The organism is Gammaproteobacteria bacterium (assembly GCA_027296625.1).
In the GTDB taxonomy this organism is placed as follows: domain Bacteria; phylum Pseudomonadota; class Gammaproteobacteria; order JAKEHO01; family JAKEHO01; genus JAKEHO01.
Window position 1 is genome coordinate 24,662 of sequence record JAPUIX010000183.1, and the last position, 20,967, is coordinate 45,628.

A 20,967-nucleotide genomic window follows, 5' to 3' on the forward strand; every position below is an offset into this window, starting at 1 on the left:
CAATTCATAGCCCAATAAATGGGGCCCCATCCGATGAAAAGAATCCTTGTCTTGTTATGCGTCGTTTGGCTTACGCCATTTGCAGGAGCCGGTCTCGCCACTGCGGCCGAACCACAGTCTGGCCCGGAACATGCCTACCGGCGTATCGTGCCACCACAACCGACAGACACCGATGGCAAAGTGGAGGTGGTCGAAGTGTTCTGGTATGGCTGTTCCCACTGTTATGATTTTGAACCTTACCTCAATGAGTGGCTCGCCACGATATCCCCCGACGTGCAGTTCAAGCGCATGCCCGGTGTCTTCAGAAAAAGCTGGATGGCTCATGCGAGGGCCTACTACACGGCCGAGCAACTTGGGATTGTCGAGGAAATCCACACACCGCTCTTTGATGCCATTCACAAAGACAACCAAAAGCTCAACGACGAAGCATCGCTGAAGGCATTCTTTGTGAGCCACGGGGTACGTGAGGAGGACTTCACTAAGGCCTACAACTCATTTACCGTCGATAGCAAAGTCAAGCAGGCGGTCGTCATGGGTCAACGCTACGGTGTCACTGGCGTGCCCTCGATGATCGTGAATGGAAAGTATCGGTCCAGCGCCAGTATTACCGGGAGCTATGCGAATCTCATCCAGGCCGTCAACGAGCTCATCGAACAGGAAAGACAGGCGAGTAAGGTAGCCGCTCAGCCCTAGATTATTTCAGAAATGAGAAAAGGCCTTGCTGCAGCACAGGATACCAACATTCCGATAGAGCACACGTTTTTTTACGTCTGCCCCAATCATTCGCAAATAAAACCCCCAAACTGTTTGCACGGCTTGGGGGTTTGTGGGCTTGTGCTTGCTGTTTCTTTAGAAGATCTCTGATCTCTCCCAGTAATATTTCACCTCTAGGTGGCGGGTCGGTGCGGCTTCTTCGGCACGCCGCAACTGATTCATGGCCCGTATTAGCAAATAGATTACAAACGAAACGACCAGGAAACTGATTAGGTTGTTGATAAACAATCCCCAATTCACGGTCACTGCCCCAGCCTCCGCCGCCGCTTCGACGATCGAATAGGGGGCCGCGGTCGCCCCCTCCTTAATCACCAAAAACCAATTGGAGAAATCTACGCCCCCCAAAAGCAAGCCAACAGGCGGCATAAGGACGTCATTGACCAGACTGTTGACCACCGTGCCGACTGCGGCACCGATGACGATCCCGGTTGCCATATCCAGCATGTTGCCTTTCAGCGCGAACTCTTTGAATTCTTTAAGCATGTCTCTCCCTCCTCTAAGGCGTATTGTTAGCCAACCCGTAGCGCTTTTATCCCCTCGAAGAGTTAACGTTTCGGATTGTTGAACACCACCACACCACCTTTTAGAAATGCGATACCAGATACCGTAGACCCGGTTAAAATTCGAACCATCGATTCCAATTCAGCAGGATCAAACCACTTGCTCCGGGGGTGCCTGTTCGCCAAACGCGGTATTCTCCCAGTGTTGGATTTGTGGCATAGTGATATGTTCAGCACCAAGTGTTGCCGTGGCTTACAGCATGGCTGAGAACCTATGGCTTCGCGACAAACGACAAAAACAGTGGGGAGGCCCATATCATGAGTCAATCAATAGAGACAATCGAGGGCATTGGTCCTGCGTATGGTGAAAAACTCCGCAATGCCGGTTGCGGAACGCCCGAGGCTCTGCTCAACGCTGGCGCTACGCCTGATGGTCGTCAGACGATCGCCGCCAAGACCGGTATCAGCGATTCGGTCGTCTTGCGTTGCGTGAATATGGCTGACTTGTTTCGGATTAAGGGAGTGGCCGGCGAATACGCTGAGCTGCTGGAAGCGTCGGGCGTGGATACAGTGAAAGAGCTCAGACACCGTAACGCAGAAAACCTCGCCGCTAAGATGGAAGAGGTCAATGGCACAAAGCGGCTCTGCCGGGTAGTTCCGAGCCTGAAACAGATCGAAGATTGGATCGCCCAGGCCAAAGAGCTGCCACCGGTGGTGACGTACTGAGATTTCGGTAGGAATCCACCGGAACGCCTTGGCCCAACGCCGGCAAACTTTCTATTTAAAGGGATCCTCGCAGCACAGACCGACCAGGCCCACTTAGGGCCTGGCCGTTTTATGCCGGCTGGTGCCAACTCCCCGAGGTCCAATCTGCTTAACGTACCGACAACAGATTTTGCCAGCCATATACTGCGCATGACAACCCCGCTTGACTGATTCAATTGACCTGTCGGTCGCGATACACTCGCAACCCGAAGGGAAAATCCGTCTTACCAATCGCTACGGAGACAGCCCAAAATGACAAACGGACCCGAACTCCTTATCGGTGGCACCGGAGACCGCCAGTGTCGCATGGCGGCGCGAATGGGGAACCGGCATGGGCTCATCGCCGGCGCCACGGGCACCGGTAAGACCGTTTCGCTACAAGTACTAGCCGAGGGTTTCTCCCGAATCGGCGTGCCGGTTTTCCTGACCGATGTCAAAGGCGATCTGTCCGGACTCGCCAACCCGGGAAAGCCGCACCCCAAGATCGATGAGCGCGTCCGCAAGATTAAAATCACCGACTACCAACAACGGCCAAACCCAGTACTCTTCTGGGATCTCGACGGGGATCTTGGGCACCCCATTCGAGCCACGATATCCGATCTTGGGCCCTTGATGCTGTCCAATCTGTTTGAACTGAACGACACGCAGACTGGCGTCTTGTACAGCACGTTTAAGATGGCCGACGACGGCGGCTTACTCTTGCTCGATTTGAAAGATCTGCGCGCCATGCTCCACTGGATGGGAGAAAACGCCAAGGAACTTCCGAATGAGTACGGCAATATCTCGAATGCAAGTATTGGGGCCATTCAACGGCGGCTCCTCGTTCTCGCGGAGCAAGGGGCCGAGAAATTTTTTGGCGAACCCGCACTACAACTTTCAGATCTGATGCAACATGATTTCTCCGGAAACGGAGTCATCAGCATTCTGGACGTTACCCGCTTAGTTTCCGAGTCCCCAAGACTGTACGCAACATTTCTGCTGTGGCTTCTGGCCGAGCTATTTGAACAACTACCCGAAGTCGGCGACGCCGATCGTCCCAAGTTTGTCTTCTTTTTCGACGAGGCGCATTTGTTATTCAACAGAGCCCCGAGAGCGCTGCACGACAAAATCGAACAGGTGGTGCGCCTGATTCGCTCAAAAGGGGTTGGCGTTTTTTTCATCACCCAGAGCCCGCTCGATATCCCCGAGGATGTGTTGGGCCAGCTCGGTTGCCGCATACAGCATGCCCTGCGCGCGTTCACCCCAAAGGACAAAAAAGTCGTAAGAACCGTCGCCGAGACCTTTTGACCCAACCCCGGTGTGGATCCGCAACGCGCGATCACCGAACTCGGCATTGGCGAAGCCTTGGTGTCGGTGCTCGATGAGAGCGGGAGCCCAACACCCGTGGAACGTGTCTTGATGCGACCACCCGAATCCCGTATCGGGCCGTTGGATGATGCCGAACGCAAAGAAATCCTAGACCGTTCACCGATGCGCGGCCGCTACGACCAGGATATCGACCGCGAATCGGCCTATGAGTTATTGGAGCAACGTGCCGAGAAGGCAGCAACCGAAGAAGCCGCCAGACGCGCCGAAGCCGAAGAGACTAAGCGACAAAAAGAAGTCGAGAAACGTGCCCGGCGCTCTGCCGGGCGGCAGCGCCAGGGTGTCAGTGAAGCCTTTATCAAAAGCGCCGCGCGTGCCGTTGGCAGCCAGGTAGGCGGACGCCTTGGGCGGCGAATTGTCCGCGGGCTGCTGGGTTCCCTTTTGGGTGGCCGGTGAGCCTCACTCGGGCTTCGAATAATTCCCAGCACTGACACCGACAAGAGCGAAGTCCGACCGCGTATAACCCCTTCCAGAATCGATTTGAATGACGCTTGATCAGACGTGTCTGGCGCGCCCTAGAGGATTCGAACCTCTGACCTTTGGCTCCGGAGGCCAACGCTCTATCCAACTGAGCTAAGGGCGCAGGAATTCGCTGCATGCAGGATTGACTTATCAACCGTCCAATGAGGCCCCATTTGGACACAACACCCCACCTATCCAAGCAGAACCTGGCTCTGGGGCGTCAAATGTAGCGTACCCGTTTGCGGCAGACCAGTCCACGGCCGAGTGTTCAGCGACACGGGATCTGGTAATATTTTCGCCGAATCTTCGGGCCCACCAATAATCAAGCATCCGGGCGGTAACCCCAAGAGAGCAAAAGGGAGGCAGCATGAGCAAAGAACAAGACACACTATTTTTTAGAAACGTCGCCGGCGTGATGGGCGCGCTCATCGCCGCCGTGTTGGTCTTCTTCTTGGTGGCGCGTGCCATTGGCGAAGGCCACTACGCAGCGGCACCAACCAGCAAAGAAGCCAAAGCCGAGATCGCCAAAGCAGTCGATGAGACCATTAAACCGGTCGGCAAGGTGAAAGTGGCTAGCGTGACGGACGTACGCGAGGAAAACATGATCAGTGAGGACCTCCTGGGCTCCCCCGCACCCCAGGCCGTGGCTTTAACTGAAGAGGGCAAGAAAATATACGATAAGGCCTGTGTCGCCTGCCACGGGGCGGGTGTCGCCGGCGCCCCCAAACTGGGCGATGCCGCCGCCTGGGCGCCACGCATCAACCAAGGTATGGATGTGCTCTATGAGCATGCCATCAAGGGCTTTCAAGGGAGTACCGGGCTCATGCCGCCTAAGGGTGGATTCACGGACTTGAGCGACGAGGAGGTCAAGACAGCCGTGAGCTATATGGTGGACCAAGCCCAATAGAATCACGTTAGAGAATCGATTCGAAGAGGGAAGTTTCAGGGCTTCCCTTTTTCCTTACTGCTAGTATTGTAGACTGCGTCGGTAGGCGTCATCGGCGATCGCATTCCAGGCGTCGTGCCTGGCGCGAAATTCCCGGTAGGCATCGTAGATGCGCTTGAAAGTTGCATCCTTCCCGGCCTCTTCCTCCAGCGTCTCGTGCGTCAATGCCCGTAACTCTCGCAACACATCCGGCGGGAACTCCAGGACCTCCACATGGTGGACCTCCTTAAGCTCTTGCAGGGCCTCGAGGTTTAGCGTCTCAAACTGGGCATACATCCACAGACTGGCGGCCCGTGCCGCCACTTCGATGATGGTCTTTAGATCATCGGGCAATTCGTCCCAGGCCCTAGCGCTGATAATGAGCTCCAACGCCGTGCCCGGTTCGTGCCAGCCCGGGTAGTAATAATATTTCGCCGCGCGGTGCAGCCCCAATCTCAGATCGTGATAGGGACCGACCCATTCCGTGGCGTCGATTGTGCCCCGCTCAAGCGCGATGTAGAGTTCACCGCCCGCCATCAGGACCGGATTACCGCCGGCCTTCGCCAGCACATTGCCACCGAGGCCCGGGATGCGCATCTTGAGTCCCTTCAGATCAGCCACCGATTCAATCTTCTTGTTGAACCAGCCGCCCATCTGCACCCCTGTGTTGCCCATGGGAAAGACCACCAGATTAAACGGCTGATAGAGCTCACCCCAGAGTGCCAATCCCCCGCCGCTGTACAGCCAAGAGTTCATCCCCTTCGCCGTCATCCCGAACGGGACAGTGGAAAAAAATTGCGCGGCCGGGATCTTGCCGGCCCAGTAATAGGCCGAACCATGGCCCATCTCCACGGTGCCCTGGGAAACCGCGTCAAACGCCTGGAGCGGTGGCACCAGCTCCCCGCCGGCAAAGACTTCGATAACCAAGCGCCCACCGCTCATAACGCGGACATCCTCCGCGAATTGCTCAGCGCCCTCCTGAAATACGGGGAAATTGGCCGGCCACGTGGTCACCATCTTCCAATGAAATACCTTGCTGGGATTATCTGAAGGTGTCCGCGGCCTGGCAGGGCCATCACCGCCATCACATCCACAAGTCAATAACAAACTAAAAGCGCCAATAAGGTAACGAACAATGCGCGAGCATGGAGAGCGGAATAGGTTCATGGCGGAGTCGATGCCTAGATCGTCTGCAATCCCGCGTACGCCGCCACCAGCCATTTACGGCCTGCCTGTTCAAAATTGACTTGCACACGGGCGTGGCCACCCCGCCCCTCCAGATTGAGCACCACGCCCTCCCCAAACTTGGCGTGTAGAACCCGCTGGCCGAGTTGCAATTCACCGCAAACCTCGCTGGCATTCTCGTCGAGTACGATGGGCTCCGTCGCCGTTCCTCCAACACGTACTTCACTTACAAACTCGATGGGCAGCTCGCTCAGAAAGCGGGATGCCTGCTGATACAAATCCGATCCATGTAAACGGCGGCACTCGGCATGGCTAATGACGAGTTGCTCCTTTGCCCGGGTAATACCGACATAACAGAGCCGTCGCTCCTCTTCCAGCTGGGCGGGGTCGTCACTGCTACGCTGGTGAGGAAACAGACCCTCCTCCATACCCACCAGAAACACCAACGGGAATTCCAAACCCTTTGCTGCATGCAGGGTCATCAACTGCACGCCGTCTTCGAAGGCATCGGCCTGCGCTTCCCCAGCTTCGAGCGCCGCATGGGCCAGAAAGGCGGGCAGAGGCGCCAGATCATCGTCTGCGCCGACCTCAAACTGACGGGCCGCGGTGACCAGTTCCTCCAGATTCTCAATGCGCCCCAAGGCCCGTTCGTCTCTCAGTTTGCGATAGTGATCAACCAGCCCACTCTCAGCGACGACGTGCTCTACTGCATCGGGCAGTGCCAACCCCGTCATGGCTTCTTGCATCCGCCGAATCAGTTCCAAAAACCGGTGCACCGCATTCTGCGCCCGTGCGCTGATCCCCCCATCTCGGGTGATTCGCACGGCAGCTTGCCACAACGGCAAACCTTCCGAGCTCGCCAGCGTGCGTATCGCCACCATCGTGCGCGTACCGATACCCCGTGGCGGCGTGTTGCACACCCGCTCAAAGGACGCATCATCGTCCGGAAAGGCCGAAAGGCGCACATAGGCCAGTGCGTCCTTGATCTCAGCGCGTTCATAGAACCTGAGCCCCCCGTGCACACGATAGGGGATCCCCGCATGAATCAGGCCTTCCTCAAAAACCCGCGACTGGGCACTGACACGATAGAGCAGAGCACACGCTCGATAAGGCCGCCCATCTCCGCGCCATGCCCTCATCCGATCGACCACATAGCGGGCCTCATCCTGTTCGTTGAAGGCCCGATAGACCGCAATTTTCTCGCCATCCGGCCCGTCGGTCCATAGCTCTTTACCGAGCCGCGAACGATTATGTCCAATCAAGGCGTTCGCAGCGGCCAATATTGTTCCGGTCGAGCGATAGTTCTGCTCCAAGCGCAATAGACGGCTGTCCGGAAAATCTTCCTCGAATCGCTGCATGTTTTCGATGCGCGCCCCACGCCAGCTATAAATTGACTGGTCGTCATCCCCCACAGTGAACAGCATGCCGCTCGATCCCACTAAAAGGCGCAACCACGCATACTGAAGGGCGTTCGTATCCTGGAATTCATCCACGAGCACGTGTTTGAAGCGATCCTGGTAATGCCGAAGCAATGTTGGTTTCTCCCGCCACAGTTCGTGAGCACAAAGCAGCAGTTCGCCAAAATCCACCAGCCCGGATCGCCGACAGACTTCTTCGTAGGTGTGGTAGATCCGGATCATCTGTTGGTGCGAGCGATCACCAAAATCCTCGAGATGCCGAGCGCGCAGCCCCTCATCCTTGCGCGCATTGATAAACCACTGTGCTTCTTTTGGTGGCCACCGGGACTCATCAAGCTCTAGTGTCCGGATGACGCGGCGGATGGTTCGATATTGATCCTCAGCGTCCAGGATTTGGAAGCTTTGCGGCAGCCCGGCCTCCTGCCAATGGGCCCGCAGCAGCCGATGGGCAATACCATGGAACGTGCCGACCCACATGCCGCTGCAAGGCGCCCCCAGAAGCTCCTCGATGCGGGCGCGCATCTCCGTGGCAGCCTTGTTGGTAAACGTGACGGCGAGGATTCCATACGGGCTCGCCTGGCCCGTTTGGATATACCATGCAACGCGATGCGCGAGTACACGGGTTTTACCACTCCCAGCACCAGCCAACACAAGGATATTGCCGGGGGGTGCCGCAACGGCTTCACGTTGCGCTTCATTGAGGGGATCGAGGATGGGAGAGACATCCATCCAGCAATTTTAACGTCGGCTTTGGCCTTTTGCACTGTGAAGTGCCACGCGCCCCAAAGCGCAGGCGCGCGATGCGCCGCATGCTGTGAGGACGCGGTAGAATAGGGGCACATCCAAGCTGGAACTCGATACGTGTCCGAAATCGCGCTGACCAACCGTTCGGCACCCAATACCGATACCCTGTGCTCGCTTATCGCCCAGTTGCTTGATGAAGGCAGGGCGCATGGCGCGACGGCCGCCGAGGCCAGTATCGACACAGGGTCCGGTCTTGCGATCACCGTGCGTCTGGGGGAGGTGGAGACGATCGAACACCATCGAGACAAGGTCTTGGGCGTTACGGTCTACATTGGCAAGCAGAAGGGGAGTGCGAGTACTTCGGATCTGAGCGCGCGCGCGATAGCGGACACGGTTCAGGCTGCCTGTGCCATCGCGCGTTACACCCAGGAGGACGCCAGTGCGGGCCTTGTGGAGCCTGAGTTGATGGCTAAGACCATCCCGGATCTGGATCTCCATCACCCGTGGGATCTTGCGCCGGATGAAGCCATTGGGCTCGCAGAGACCTGTGAGACCGAGGCCCGAACGCTCGACGCGCGCATCAACAACTCCGAAGGCGCTACGGTCAACACCCATCGGGGACAGCATGTCTACGGCAACACGACGGGTTTTCTGGGCGCCTGGTCCTGGACCGGTCACAGTATCGAGTGCACGGTGATCGCCGAAGACGCCAGCGGGATGCAGCGGGACAGCTGGTATTCCGTCGCCCGGGATCCACGTGAGCTGCAAAGCGCAGGATCGGTGGGGCGGCGTGCTGGCCAACGGACAGTACGTCGGCTCGGTGCAAAGCGCTTATCCACACGCAATGTGCCTGTTGTCTTCGAGGCAGAGGTGGCGAAGAGTCTCTTCGCGCACTTTACGAGTGCCATCACCGGCGGCAATCTCTACCGGAAGTCGTCCTTTTTGCTAGACCACCTCGGCAAACAGGTGTTCGCTCCGCACATCCGCATCCACGAACAGCCCCACCTCAAGAAGGCGCTCGGCAGCGCGCCGTTCGACAATGACGGTGTCGCTACCCGGGCGCGCGATATCATCAAAGACGGCATACTCCAGGGCTATGTGCTGAGCGCCTATTCGGCCCGCAAACTTGGCATGCAGACCACCGGCAACGCCGGGGGTGTCCACAATCTCACCGTCGACCCGGGCGAGTGTGACCTCCCTGGCATCTTACAGATGATGGACACCGGCCTTCTGGTGACAGACCTCATGGGCTTTGGCGTCAACCTGGTCACCGGCGATTACTCGCAGGGTGCGATCGGGTTCTGGGTGGAACGGGGCACCATCCAATTCCCCGTGGAGGAGATCACGATTGCTGGCAATCTGCAAGATATGTTTCTGCAGCTGGTAGAGGTAGGGAGCGATGTGGATACCCGCGGGAATATCCGCACGGGCTCCGTCCTCATCGAACACATGACCATAGCAGGCGAGTAGAGGTCACTCTGCTGTAGATGGGTCAGCATGGCAATCGCTTACCATGCCCCCCATTTTGACCCAAGGGGATTTAAGTGGCCCGCCTACGGCCTCATCCAGGGGGTGTGTCCCAGACAATTCCGCTCCGCGTTCCCCAGCACAATGAAAACTAGGCTATGCTCATTGGGGTTAGCTCGGCGCCTCAACTATTTGATACAAAACCCCGTTGGAGTGACAGACTTATGCTGGAGCAAAGCGCCCCTGATCGCAGCGCCACAGACGCCCTGGACCGGCTGATTGATCAAACAACGCAAATCATTCTGGGCAAAGAAGACGTCATCCGCCTTGCGCTGGCTTGCCTAATGGCGCGCGGTCATTTGTTGATCGAAGACCTGCCCGGCGTCGGGAAGACGACATTGGCACACGCGCTGGCGCGAGCACTGGGGCTCAGCTTTCAACGAATCCAGTTTACCAGTGACCTATTGCCCGCCGACATTCTTGGTGTGTCTGTCTATAACCAACAGACCGCCACATTTACCTTTCACCCGGGCCCGATATTTTCACACGTCATCCTAGCCGATGAGGTAAACCGGGCGACGCCCCGAAGTCAAAGTGCATTATTGGAAGCCATGGAAGAAGATCAGGTCACTCTCGAAGGTGAAACCCGGCCACTACCAAAACCGTTTTTTGTTATCGCGACGCAGAACCCGTCGCACCTGATCGGCACCTTCCCACTTCCTGAGTCCCAACTCGATCGGTTCTTGATGCGACTAGAACTTGGTTATCCGGACGCCGCGGCAGAACGTGATCTCCTAAAGGGTCGCGATCGTCGAGATATCCTCGCCGATATGGGCCCAGTGATCGATGCCGAGCGACTTTTATCTATCCAGCAAGAGGTTGCCCAGGTCCATGTCGCCAGCGCCTTGTTCGATTATCTGCAGGATCTCCTGGAATTTAGTCGTCAATCACCTTACTACCTAAACGGGCTATCACCCCGTGCCGGCCTTGCAATTCTACGCGCCTCCCAGGCCTGGGCCTTGATGCATGGCCACGCTGAAGTACTCCCCGAAGATGTCCAGGCCGTCCTTCCCAGCGTGATCGGACATCGTCTGCGCCCAACTCAGGGCGAGAGTGACTATTCACCCACCAGACTCGCCAGTGACTTTATTGCGCAGGTTCCTATCCCATAGCAATGAGCAGATAAATATGGGCATATCCCTTGATCTTCCAAGGCTCAACACCGTAGCGCATCCTGTTCGCCTCGACCGGCACCAAGTGTTTATTCTGCCAACACGCTACGGTTATACGTTTGCCATAGCACTGCTTGTCATGCTGTTCGGTTCCATCAATTACAACAACAACCTCGGCTATCTTCTCACCTTCTTATTGGGCAGCCTGATGCTGGTCACCATCCTGCACACTTACCGCAACCTTGCCGGCCTCACTGTTTACGGAGCAACCGTGACGCCGGTCTTCGCCGGGGATGAGGCGGTCTTTCGAATCTGCCTCGATAATCGCGGTAGTGACGCCCGCTTCGCAGTAGCACTTGAGCGCTGGCCAAAGCGGGAGAAGAAAAATGGTTCCCCGCGACACCCATCTAAGGGTGAAAGCCTGCCCACGCTGGTCGACGTGCCAAACGATCAACTCCTGTCTGCGTCCGTCCCCGTACCCGCCGTGAAAAGGGGCCGACTTACATTAGGTCGCCTAAAACTGTCCACCGGTTTTCCGCTGGGGCTTTTTTGTGCCTGGTCATATATCGATCCGGGGCTATCGTGCTTGGTCTACCCTCGTCCGGCAGGGCAACATGCCCTGCCGTCAACCATCCCCGATGGGACCGAGGCTCGCGCAGGGAGCCAGGCCGGCACGGAGGACTTTCTCGGATTCCGCCATTACATCCCCGGTGACTCAACGCGATACATCGCCTGGAAGGCCGTGGCGCGGGGCCAGCGGCTTTTGATTAAACGCTTTGGTGGCAGCGGCGCCGCGCTGTGGCTCTCCTGGGCTAATGTGGCACATTTGCCCCATGATGAGGCACGCCTGTCACAACTCTGCCTCTGGGTCATTGGTGCCCACGCAGAGGGTTTGCGCTACAGCCTTCGCGTCCCGGGAACTATACGTCCCCTTGATCACGGCGAGGGCCATCGTCGCGAATGTCTCGAGGCACTGGCGCTCTACGGGATTGCCTCGTGAGCAGCCCCCGCACCAGATGGCTTGATCTTAATAACCCAATGGCATGGTTAGTCCTGGGTCTCGGGCTTGTGATCGCGCCACACACAGGACGTATGCCTCTTTGGATACCGGTGTGGTTCGCTGTGATCGCCCTCGGGCGCCTCCTCGAGCACCTTCAGGGCTCGCAGGCGATCAGTCACTGGCTCCGACGCTTATCAAGCGTGCGCCACGTGCTGACGCTCGGCCTCGTCGTCGCGGTGTACTTAAGTTTCGGTACCCTCATGGGTCGCGATGCGGGCGTTCCGCTCTTAGTGGTGCTGCTGGGGTTAAAGCTGCTCGAGATACGCAGCAGGCGAGACCACTTTGTGCTGGTATTCATAGGCTACTTTCTCGTTATTACCAACTTTCTCTACTCTCAATCCATCCCCACGGCACTCTACATGTTTGGGATCGTGATCGTCATCACAGCCAGCCTCATTGCGCTCAACGATGCCAATGCCAAACTTACAGCCACACACCGCCTGCGCCTTTCTGCCTCATTGGTGATGCAGTCACTACCGATCATGCTGGTCGCCTTTTTGTTGTTCCCACGCATCTCAGGCCCATTATGGGGCGTGCCGATTGAGGCCTATGCGAACCTGCCCGTCCTGAATGACGAAATGGCACCCGGGACGATCAGCAAGCTGAGTCAGTCAAACGCCGTAGCCTTTCGTGTCAAATTTCACAGCGCGGCGCCCGACCCATCTCTGCGCTACTGGCGCGGCCCTGTGCTCTGGGCAACCGATGGCCAAACATGGACCCCGGGAATCAGCCGCAATGCGGCGCTCGTACCCGTATACGTGTACGACAGACCCGTTACGTACACGGTCACGTTGGAGCCACACAACCAGCGCTGGCTCTTTGTCCTGGACATGCCGAGTTCGTCCCTCCCGGTTGGCCGCCTGACACGGGATTTCCAGATGATTGCCCTGGCGCCCGTGCGTCGGCGACTGCGCTACACGGCGGACTCGTACCCGCAATATCGCATTAGCACGACCGATATCTTTGAAAAGAGCCGGGCACTGCAGTTACCCGTCGCTCGACACCCGCGCGCCCTCGCCCTGGCCAGAACCTGGCGCGAGAAGAGCAGCGGCGCGGAGGAAGTGGTGCAGCGGGCGCTGGAGTTCTTCCACGCAGAGGAATTCTATTACACGCTGACACCACCCTTGATCACTGGCGATAGCGTCGACGGGTTTCTGTTTGATACGCGACGGGGATTTTGTGAGCACTATGCTGGCGCATTTGCAACGCTCATGCGCGCCGCTGGGATCCCTACCCGGATCGTGACAGGCTATCACGGAGGCGAATACAACCCCATCGGAGATTACTTCATCGTGCGCCAGCGTGATGCCCATGCCTGGGCCGAGGTCTGGTTTAGCGAACGTGGCTGGGTACGCATCGATCCCACCACAGCGATCCACCCAAGCCGGATTGAGTTGGCAGCGGGGCTAGTGACCACACCGGGGATCGCCGCTATTTCACTCACCTTGGAACACAACGCAACCATTCGCCAACTCTGGCGGCGCCTACACAACACGTGGGACGCTACGAAAAATCAGTGGAACCAATGGGTTTTGGGTTACGGGCCGAAACGACAGGTTCAATTACTCTCGGAGCTCGGTATCGGCCAAATTGACTGGCGCGGCATGACGTTGGGACTCGTTGCCTCCAGCACGACGATCCTATTTGGCGTCGCACTCTGGCTATTCTGGCGGCCCAAATCTTCAATCGATCCCATTCGAGCGGCTTATGATCAATTCTGTCGGCGGCTTGCGCGGCGCGGGATCGCACGGGCAACCTTTGAGGGACCTATCGAGTTCGCCCGGCGCGCCTCAGTGCGCTACCCTGCAAGAGCCGACGAGATCGATGACATCACCAATCAATATATCCGCCTACGTTACAGTGCAAGGCCTGGGAACCTCAGCGTCTTTAAAGCACGCGTACGCCATTTCCATCCCTAGGTGACACAGCTGTTCGCTTATGACGCTCAAGAACCTGCACGGCGATAACCCAGCAAAAGCTTCCTCATCACATGAAGCAGATGCAGGTGACTCCCATTCGAGGTCTTTGAAGACGGACCCAGCAGCGCTCGCCACGACCGAAGAACTCAAGCAGCTTCATCTCCTTAAATCAGCGGATCCGAGTGTGGTTGAGGCGGTGTTAGGGGATTGCCCGGTACAGGAACTCATGCCCGACGAGACGCTCATCAAGACAGGCGAAGCAAGTAAGCACCTATACCTTGTACTTTCCGGTCGTCTTCGGGTGCACTTGTCTCCACAGGACGCCAGCCCCGTTGCTGTTATTGAGCCCGGGGAAAGCGTTGGTGAGATTTCGATCATGGATCACCAGCCCGCTTCTGCCAATGTCATAGCCGATACACGCGCTCGCGTCTTAGTCGTCGACGAACGCACCCTGTGGCAGCTCATACAGCGCTCCCATGCAGTCGCAGTTAACATGCTGTTCACCCTCGCCCAGCGCCTTCGGTATGGCAATTCCGTGATCCACCAGATCAAAAAACTCTTACGCGAATATGAATACGACGCCACCGTGGACCCGCTTACCGGGCTCTACAACCGCCGGTGGCTAGACAATATGCTGATGCGCCTGATGCAGCGGTGCCGAAGCAGCCATCAACCTTTTTCAGCTATCATGATCGACATTGATTTTTTTAAGCAGTACAACGATACGCACGGCCACATCGCCGGCGATCGGGCGCTGCGCACACTGTCCCATTGCCTTATGAATAACCTGCGCCCCAAAGATCTCATGACGCGCTACGGTGGTGAGGAACTCATCGCGCTCCTTCCGGGCTCCAATTTGGAGGACGCACGACAGGTAGCGGAGCGGCTGCGAATCGTGGTTGGTTTAGCCGATATCAGTCTATCGGATGGCACCAAGCTGCCATCTCTGACCATCTCTCTCGGGATTGCGCAAATGCACCCGGACGATACACCGGAAAGACTGATCGCGGCAGCCGATGCGGCATTGTATCGTGCCAAACGCGGAGGTCGAAATCGCGTTTGCGACTAGGCACTCAAGAATCATAGACCCACGAGTTGATCAACGCGCTGATACCCGCGCACTATCAGGCGGTTCCACATCGTTTGCAAACTGGACACGGTACAGACTGGCGTAAACTCCATTCTGTCTGAGCAACTCGCTGTGCGTTCCGGTCTCCACAATGCGTCCTTTTTGCATCACGACGATGCGCTCAGCATTTTCAATTGTCGACAATCGATGAGCAATAATGATGCACGTGCGGTTTCTTTTCAGGGATTCCAGCGCTGCCTGGATGTGCCGTTCAGATGTCGCATCGAGAGACGATGTCGCCTCGTCCAAGATCAGGATAGGTGCGTCCTTCAACAGCGCCCGAGCGATCGCTAGCCGCTGGCGTTGACCGCCCGAGAGCATGACACCATCCTCTCCAATGAGGGTGTCAATCCCTTCGGGCTTCTGCCGAATAAACTCCATAGCGTGGGCCGCCTCGGCCGCTTTAACAATCGATTGGTCATCCGCCTCATGTAGCGCGCCATAGGCGATGTTATTTCGGATGGTGTCATTAAATAGCACGACCTCCTGACTGACCAAGCCAATGTTTGCGCGCAATGACGCCAAGGTAATGTCCCGGATATCCACCCCATCTAACATAATCCGACCGGATGTTGCCTCAAAGAAACGCGGTATCAGATTCACAAACGTCGTCTTGCCGCTACCGGAGGCACCGACCAGTGCTAGCGTTTCCCCTGCGCGGATTCTAATCGATATGTCGGTTAGCGCATCCGTGCTGATACGGGCGTAACGCAAAGAAACCTGCCGAAACTCAACTTTTCCCTTGGCACGTGCAATGACTTGCGTGCCCGTATCCCGCTCTGTTTCTTGATCGAGGAGGCCAAAAATGCTTTCACATGCCGCCAAGCCCGGCTGCAGGGACTCATTGACCTTCACCAGCCGTCTCAGAGGACCCATCAGGAGCGCCAACGCGCCAAAAAAGGACACGAAGTCACCAACCGAAAGCTTGCCAGCAGCCGACTGCAGTGCAGCAACATAGATGATCAAAGCGAGCACCACAGCAGAGATGAACTGAACCGATGGCCCCGTCGCCACTGCAGCCGTGACAAACTTCATCGTATAGCGGCGAGCCCAGTTGATGGTATGGCGGAATCGTCCAATCTCTTCTTGCTGGCCACCGTATACCTTGATGATCTTATGGGCTTTAATTGCCTCCTCAAGAAAATGGGTCAGCTCTCCCATCGATCCTTGAAGGTTTCGACTCATAGTCCGCAGGCGATTGCTAAAATAGCGCACGATCAGTACAACGACGGGCGCACTAATCAATGCGATTAACGCCAAGAACCAATCGACATAAAACATAAACGCAAGAAGACCGAGTACTGCGAGCGAATCGCGCACCAACACCAAGGTCGCATATGTCGCGGCAGTATTGATCTGTGCCACGTCATAGGTGAACTTGGAGATCAGCGTGCCGGAGGGGTTATCGTTGTAGAAACTGGCCGGCAACGCGACTAGCCGTTCAAACATCTCGGCTCTCAGATCCATGAGCACCTTATTGGCGACCCAGTGAATTGAAAAGCCACTTGAGAACGCGGCCAAACCACGTACAAGGAACACGCCCAGAAACAGCAACGGCACTTGTACCAATGCATCTGGATCTTGCTCGATCAAGGTGCCATCGAGCAGCGGTTTCATCAGCGCCGCCAGAGCGGGATCTGTTGCCGCGTATACCGCCATGGCGAGTATGCTTAAAATAAAGATGCGCTTGTACGGCACGACATAGCGGAGCAGTCGCAAATATAATCGAATGCCGCTTGCCGTCTCGAACTTCATCCCGGAGGATTCCAAGCCCAGTGAAAACGCATGGTTGAGCCTCTCCTGATCAAGGCCGTGATTATACCCTAACGCAGCCGGCCTCCGCCCTTCGAGACTCGGTCTCTCAAATTTATATACAATAAGCACTGCCAACGAGTGCCAACATCGACAGTTGGGCGAAAAATTTATCTATTTGCGAGTACGGCATGTCAAGCAAACACCCTATTGTCGCTGTCACCGGATCATCTGGGGCAGGAACGAGCAGTGTGACGGCCGCGTTTGAACGGATCGCCGACGCGCAGCGCATCGATCCTGTGATTATCCAGGGGGATAGCTTCCATCGATTTAAGCGTGCTGAAATGAAGACAGCCATGGAAACCGCCGAAGCAGAAGGAAGAAACCTAAGCCACTTCGGACCGGAAGCGAACCTATTTGAGGAGCTAGAGCAGCTTTTCAAACAGTATTCGACGAACGGCACGGGTCAGCGTCGATTCTATGTACATGATGCGGCCGAGGCCGCCCGTTACAAACAACCACCCGGCACCTTTACCCCGTGGGAGCCCATATCTGAGGGCACGGATCTGCTCTTCTATGATGGTCTTCATGGGGGTGTCGTTACCGATAAGGTAAATGTTGCTATTTATGTGGATCTTTTGATCGGTGTCGTGCCCATCGTCAATCTTGAATGGATCCAGAAGATTCATCGTGACAAGGAAGAGCGGGGTTATACGACTGAAGAAGCTGCCAACATGATTTTGCGACGAATGCACGACTACGTGCAATACATCATGCCACAGTTTTCACATACCCATATTAACTTTCAACGCGTCCCGACCATTGACACAGCCAATCCGTTTGCTGTGACGGAGATCCCCACAAGTGCTGAGAGTTACGTTGTGATCCACGTTAAAGATCCGAGCAAGATCGAGGTAGACTTGAAAGCGCTCGTCACTGACTTTGATGGATCATTTCTATCAAGGCCCACAACCATCGTAGTACCCGGTGTAATGATGATTGATGCCTTACAAACGATCCTGGGCCCAGCGATATCCCGTATGATGTTGGAAAAAAATAATTAAAATGCGTCGCGCCCGCGCGTACGATTATGCAGAATAAGGTGCAGGCGAATGAGAACCGATATACTATCGCCACTAATCAACCGATTTGAGCTCACCGATGCGTTCAATTCTGGTCCTTAATCCAAAAGGGGGTTGCGGGAAAACCACACTTGCTGTGAATATTGCCGGATATTACGCGCTACGCGGCAAGAAGGTGGTCCTTGCGGACTGCGATCCGCAGGGATCCAGCACTGACTGGCTAATGGAACGGTCGAGCGATCGTCCCCCAATCCACGGAATCGAGGCATTCTCAAGCGGGTTTCACGTACCCCGGGGAACCGAGTACGTAATCATGGATGCCAAGGCCGCTACTCATGATAGGCCCCTAGCGGATTTGGTGCGCCGCGCCCAGAGCCTCGTCATCCCGATCCTTCCGTCACCGCTTGACATGCGGGCCGCAAGCCGCTTCATTGTGGAACTGACAAGGTTGCGTCGAATTCTAAGCCACAACGTGAAACTGGCCACAGTGGCTAACAGGGTGCGCGAAGACACACTCGTCTCCTACCGCCTTGAAACCTATCTTGAGGGGCTGAAGCTCCCGAACGGCAAGAGATTACCGTTTCTCACTGTGCTCCGAGCCAGCCAAAACTACGTCCGCGCAGCGGACCAGGGGCTTACCATTTTTGAATTAGCACCATCCATGACCTACTACGACATGGAACAATGGGTCCCTCTATTGCGATGGCTAAACAGCACAAGGAGCATCCCTGGGTGATCCGACTGATGCGAGACATCGCTGGCTCCACCACTCGCACATAAATGACCCGCCCGAGTTTATCTACTCCAAAACATTTGAGATGGCTAATGATTAAGCGGGAGAAGATCCACTGGTCGCTTCGCTCGCGACGCGGCGGGGGGTTGACTGATTAGACGAGTCACCAAGAAGCCCGGCCTGGGGCTCGCTTTTGTTCTCACCGGTGGCGAGCACCAGCCCCTCCCGATAACACAGTGCTGCCGCCGCGGGCTCCCCCATCTGCTCTAACAGATCCGCCAACAAACGGTAACTCTCTGGAGAGGCCTGAAGATTGATGCTGGCCTCCAAATAGCTTCGCGCCCTGCCCCACAAGGCATTGCGCATGCACAATCTACCAATAGTAACTAACAGCACTGGGTCCTTCCCATGAGACTCGAGCCATGTTTCGGCATGGGCAAGCTGCTTTGCTTCGTCTTTGCCCTCAATTAAGCCATACAACCGGACCAGGGAGCTATGCCATTCATGCTGCAACGCTTCCCGAACGAGTCGTTCACAACGAGTAGTATCCGACAGTTTGACCTTTTCCTCGACATAGGCTTGAAGCAAACTGGCCTCTTGACGTAGGGACCTAGGCACGCGCGCCCACACGGCATCCGGGGACTCGACCGTGGGTGTCTGTACAGCACACTGCAGGAGTGCCGTATAGGCTTCAAGTTCCTGACCCTTGCGCTTCTCTGCTGAGACCACATGGCGACGGCTGAGCTCCGGCAGAAGAGCCAATAGCCCATCCCAATCTTGCATCTCACGGTAGAGCCGCATCAGCATCCACAAAACGTAGGCATGCTTGGGTTTGACAGAGCGTAGGTGCGTTAACGTGGCGAGCGCTTGCTCCATCTGCCGCTGGCGAATTTGCAGCGCTGCCTGGGTCAGACCCACTGCAATATCCGCCTCAGGCATGCTGTCGTGGGCTAACCGCAGATAACTATCACGACGGTCCAGGGCATTCTGTTTCTGTGCCGCACGTGCCGCTGCAAGATAGTAGACGACTGCCTTTTCGCTCTCCGGTAGGGCGTGTGTCAACGTCTTTTCAGCCAGACGCCAATCACCTTCTGACAGGGCAATGAGTCCCCGAAAGAGTGCCTTCTCGGCCGACCGCTTGCGCCGCCCCTGAGCCCACAAGTGCAGTCTCTGCGGCACCCCCCATAGCTGGGCGAGGAGACGCAGAACCACGTAGAGGAGGAAAAACCCAAGTGCCAGCGCCGTCACAAAAAAGGCAAGGCTCATCTGTACGGTCCAGCTGCCGTAGCCAACGACGACGGACCCCGGCTCGTAGCGGGCGGCAATACCGAGCCCCACCGCCACCAGCAACACCAGCAATGTCATGACGAGCAACCTCATGAGGGAGGCTCCGTCATGTTCGGCGTCGTTCCACCGATCTCAGCCTCCTTTTTCTCGACATAGGTCCGAAGGGCAGCAAGGGATGAGGAAACACCCGGCAGCGAAGGGGCAAGATTAAGCCGCTCCATGTGATCGAGGGTCTCCAGAACGTTGGCCACCGCTGGCGTCTTGATGTCGAAGTAGCGGACCAACCATTCCCGGATGGCCGTGATGGAGGCATTCAGATTCGCTGTATCCCGGCGAAGCACTGACAGCCGAGCACTTTCGAGTTCTAGTCGCAGATTCTGATACAAAAAATAACGCTGGTCCGGCAGTAAGAATACCGAATCATCCTGCGCATCCTTTCTCACTACGACCAACGATTTAATCTCCTTCCAAATGATGTCTACCAACTCCCGCCAGTTACCTGCGTGCTTTGGGCTTGCAGGCGTTACGGGCTCAGGGTCTCTTGCGAGCACCGTCTGCTTCAGTGGCAGTTCAGCTGCGCGTGATTGTAGGTCCGCAAGATATAATGCGAGCCCCGTTATATCCACAGTCTCGACCGCGCGAAGCCGGTTCATGTCGTTGACGAGTTGCTCCCGTATCGGGATGAGGTCCGGATCGCCGAGATCCCGCAACCTCGCATCAGCGGCCTCTAGTGCCACAAGCGCCGTCTCCGCATCCGACTCAAGCGCAAGGCGCTGAGAAGCGATAATGAGAAGATATTCCACTTCCGCGAGCGTCCACTCAACAGGGCCCGTGCGAGCGCGTGAATAGACTTTCGCCAGCGACTCCTGCAGTGCGTGCTGCTCACGTTGCAATGCCTCGACCTCGGATCGATCGTGCTGCCTCGCCTCCCCCTGGGCACTGAGGTGCATCTCCACCGCAGCGAGCTGCCGGGTTAGGGTCTGGATGCGCTCCGCCATCTGCTGACTTCTGGCTGTATAGTCGCCCCAAATCCAGTGGGCGCCGACACCCAATCCCACGATGACGAGGACCAACAAGACGCCAAAGGCCCAACCCCAAGTGGTTGGGCTGCGACCTGTGTTAGGGGCGCTAGCCACCGCACGCTCGGTGTGATCCCCGCCAGTTGTGCCCTTGGTACTCCCTTGCTCGGTCATCTCGTCAGATTGATCAGATGGATCGCTTACCATGA

16 protein-coding genes, 1 tRNA gene and 1 pseudogene are annotated in these 20,967 nt (G+C 56.6%); 11 read left to right on the plus strand and 7 right to left on the minus strand.

Going from position 1 to position 20,967, the window contains the following annotated elements:
- Positions 1-33: 33 nt before the first annotated feature.
- Entirely contained in the window at positions 34-693 is a 660-nt protein-coding gene (locus O6944_11515; protein MCZ6719763.1) for a thiol:disulfide interchange protein DsbA/DsbL, read from the plus strand.
- Between the two features lie 156 nt (positions 694-849).
- Here the strand turns inward: O6944_11515 and mscL are convergent, their stop codons facing one another.
- Entirely contained in the window at positions 850-1,257 is a 408-nt protein-coding gene (gene mscL, locus O6944_11520) for a large conductance mechanosensitive channel protein MscL (protein MCZ6719764.1), read from the minus strand.
- A gap of 335 nt (positions 1,258-1,592) precedes the next feature.
- On the opposite strand from mscL, the gene O6944_11525 reads away from it, so the two are divergent.
- Both O6944_11525 and O6944_11530 read left to right on the plus strand, forming a co-directional pair.
- Positions 1,593-2,000, plus strand: a complete 408-nt coding sequence (locus tag O6944_11525) for a DUF4332 domain-containing protein (GenBank protein ID MCZ6719765.1) — start codon at positions 1,593-1,595, stop codon at positions 1,998-2,000.
- A 291-nt stretch (positions 2,001-2,291) separates the two neighbouring features.
- Positions 2,292-3,800 (plus strand): annotated as a pseudogene (locus tag O6944_11530) (DUF853 family protein).
- A gap of 110 nt (positions 3,801-3,910) precedes the next feature.
- Here the strand turns inward: O6944_11530 and O6944_11535 are convergent.
- Positions 3,911-3,987, minus strand: a tRNA-Arg gene (locus O6944_11535).
- A 246-nt stretch (positions 3,988-4,233) separates the two neighbouring features.
- On the opposite strand from O6944_11535, the gene O6944_11540 reads away from it, so the two are divergent.
- The gene (locus O6944_11540; GenBank protein MCZ6719766.1) at positions 4,234-4,773 is read left to right on the plus strand and encodes a c-type cytochrome; all 540 of its coding nucleotides are present in this window, start codon (positions 4,234-4,236) and stop codon (positions 4,771-4,773) included.
- Between the two features lie 60 nt (positions 4,774-4,833).
- On the opposite strand, the gene O6944_11545 is transcribed toward O6944_11540, so the two are convergent.
- Both O6944_11545 and uvrD read right to left on the minus strand, forming a co-directional pair.
- A complete protein-coding gene (locus tag O6944_11545) occupies positions 4,834-5,958 on the minus strand; it encodes a TRAP transporter substrate-binding protein (protein ID MCZ6719767.1) in 1,125 nt (374 codons plus the stop codon).
- A gap of 14 nt (positions 5,959-5,972) precedes the next feature.
- Positions 5,973-8,123: a DNA helicase II gene (gene uvrD, locus O6944_11550; protein MCZ6719768.1), complete on the minus strand. Its 2,151-nt coding sequence runs from the start codon at positions 8,121-8,123 to the stop codon at positions 5,973-5,975.
- A gap of 141 nt (positions 8,124-8,264) precedes the next feature.
- Here uvrD and pmbA point away from each other — a divergent pair, with 141 nt between their 5' ends.
- The 5 genes from pmbA to O6944_11575 all read left to right on the plus strand — a co-directional run bounded on the left by pmbA (position 8,265) and on the right by O6944_11575 (position 14,825).
- Positions 8,265-9,608 (plus strand): metalloprotease PmbA, encoded by a 1,344-nt coding sequence (gene pmbA / locus O6944_11555; protein ID MCZ6719769.1) that lies wholly within the window; start codon positions 8,265-8,267, stop codon positions 9,606-9,608.
- 221 nt (positions 9,609-9,829) lie between these two features.
- Positions 9,830-10,777 carry a MoxR family ATPase gene (locus O6944_11560; GenBank protein ID MCZ6719770.1) on the plus strand — a complete coding sequence of 316 codons (948 nt, stop codon included), beginning with the start codon at positions 9,830-9,832 and terminating at the stop codon, positions 10,775-10,777.
- A 16-nt stretch (positions 10,778-10,793) separates the two neighbouring features.
- Complete coding sequence (locus O6944_11565; GenBank protein MCZ6719771.1) at positions 10,794-11,777, plus strand: DUF58 domain-containing protein; 984 nt, start codon at positions 10,794-10,796, stop codon at positions 11,775-11,777.
- Between the two features lie 38 nt (positions 11,778-11,815).
- The gene (locus tag O6944_11570) at positions 11,816-13,756 is read left to right on the plus strand and encodes a DUF3488 and transglutaminase-like domain-containing protein (protein ID MCZ6719772.1); all 1,941 of its coding nucleotides are present in this window, start codon (positions 11,816-11,818) and stop codon (positions 13,754-13,756) included.
- A gap of 19 nt (positions 13,757-13,775) precedes the next feature.
- Entirely contained in the window at positions 13,776-14,825 is a 1,050-nt protein-coding gene (locus O6944_11575; protein MCZ6719773.1) for a GGDEF domain-containing protein, read from the plus strand.
- A gap of 30 nt (positions 14,826-14,855) precedes the next feature.
- Here the strand turns inward: O6944_11575 and msbA are convergent, their stop codons facing one another.
- Positions 14,856-16,640 carry a lipid A export permease/ATP-binding protein MsbA gene (gene msbA, locus O6944_11580; protein MCZ6719774.1) on the minus strand — a complete coding sequence of 595 codons (1,785 nt, stop codon included), beginning with the start codon at positions 16,638-16,640 and terminating at the stop codon, positions 14,856-14,858.
- A 188-nt stretch (positions 16,641-16,828) separates the two neighbouring features.
- Between msbA and O6944_11585 the strand changes: the two genes are divergently transcribed.
- Together O6944_11585 and O6944_11590 are read left to right on the plus strand one after the other, a co-directional pair.
- Entirely contained in the window at positions 16,829-17,701 is an 873-nt protein-coding gene (locus O6944_11585) for a phosphoribulokinase (GenBank protein MCZ6719775.1), read from the plus strand.
- A 97-nt stretch (positions 17,702-17,798) separates the two neighbouring features.
- Positions 17,799-18,455, plus strand: coding sequence for a ParA family protein (locus O6944_11590; GenBank protein MCZ6719776.1), 657 nt, complete (start codon positions 17,799-17,801; stop codon positions 18,453-18,455).
- Between the two features lie 93 nt (positions 18,456-18,548).
- Here the strand turns inward: O6944_11590 and O6944_11595 are convergent, their stop codons facing one another.
- Both O6944_11595 and O6944_11600 read right to left on the minus strand, forming a co-directional pair.
- Positions 18,549-19,832 carry a heme biosynthesis protein HemY gene (locus tag O6944_11595; protein ID MCZ6719777.1) on the minus strand — a complete coding sequence of 428 codons (1,284 nt, stop codon included), beginning with the start codon at positions 19,830-19,832 and terminating at the stop codon, positions 18,549-18,551.
- Positions 19,829-20,965, minus strand: a complete 1,137-nt coding sequence (locus tag O6944_11600; GenBank protein ID MCZ6719778.1) for a uroporphyrinogen-III C-methyltransferase — start codon at positions 20,963-20,965, stop codon at positions 19,829-19,831. The genes O6944_11595 and O6944_11600 overlap by 4 nt, the downstream gene beginning before the upstream one ends.
- Positions 20,966-20,967 lie beyond the last annotated feature (2 nt).

Bases quoted from the DNA above. Each gene is read 5' to 3' on its own strand.
- uvrD (MCZ6719768.1), bottom strand. From the start codon at position 8,123: ATGGATGTCTCTCCCATCCTCGATCCCCTCAATGAAGCGCAACGTGAA.
- O6944_11575 (MCZ6719773.1), top strand. From the start codon at position 13,776: ATGACGCTCAAGAACCTGCACGGCGATAACCCAGCAAAAGCTTCCTCA.
- msbA (MCZ6719774.1), bottom strand. From the start codon at position 16,640: ATGAAGTTCGAGACGGCAAGCGGCATTCGATTATATTTGCGACTGCTC.
- O6944_11525 (MCZ6719765.1), top strand. From the start codon at position 1,593: ATGAGTCAATCAATAGAGACAATCGAGGGCATTGGTCCTGCGTATGGT.
- O6944_11540 (MCZ6719766.1), top strand. From the start codon at position 4,234: ATGAGCAAAGAACAAGACACACTATTTTTTAGAAACGTCGCCGGCGTG.
- O6944_11585 (MCZ6719775.1), top strand. From the start codon at position 16,829: ATGTCAAGCAAACACCCTATTGTCGCTGTCACCGGATCATCTGGGGCA.
- O6944_11565 (MCZ6719771.1), top strand. From the start codon at position 10,794: ATGGGCATATCCCTTGATCTTCCAAGGCTCAACACCGTAGCGCATCCT.
- O6944_11515 (MCZ6719763.1), top strand. From the start codon at position 34: ATGAAAAGAATCCTTGTCTTGTTATGCGTCGTTTGGCTTACGCCATTT.
- O6944_11545 (MCZ6719767.1), bottom strand. From the start codon at position 5,958: ATGAACCTATTCCGCTCTCCATGCTCGCGCATTGTTCGTTACCTTATT.
- O6944_11570 (MCZ6719772.1), top strand. From the start codon at position 11,816: ATGGCATGGTTAGTCCTGGGTCTCGGGCTTGTGATCGCGCCACACACA.
- O6944_11560 (MCZ6719770.1), top strand. From the start codon at position 9,830: ATGCTGGAGCAAAGCGCCCCTGATCGCAGCGCCACAGACGCCCTGGAC.
- O6944_11600 (MCZ6719778.1), bottom strand. From the start codon at position 20,965: ATGGTAAGCGATCCATCTGATCAATCTGACGAGATGACCGAGCAAGGG.
- mscL (MCZ6719764.1), bottom strand. From the start codon at position 1,257: ATGCTTAAAGAATTCAAAGAGTTCGCGCTGAAAGGCAACATGCTGGAT.
- O6944_11595 (MCZ6719777.1), bottom strand. From the start codon at position 19,832: ATGAGGTTGCTCGTCATGACATTGCTGGTGTTGCTGGTGGCGGTGGGG.
- O6944_11590 (MCZ6719776.1), top strand. From the start codon at position 17,799: ATGCGTTCAATTCTGGTCCTTAATCCAAAAGGGGGTTGCGGGAAAACC.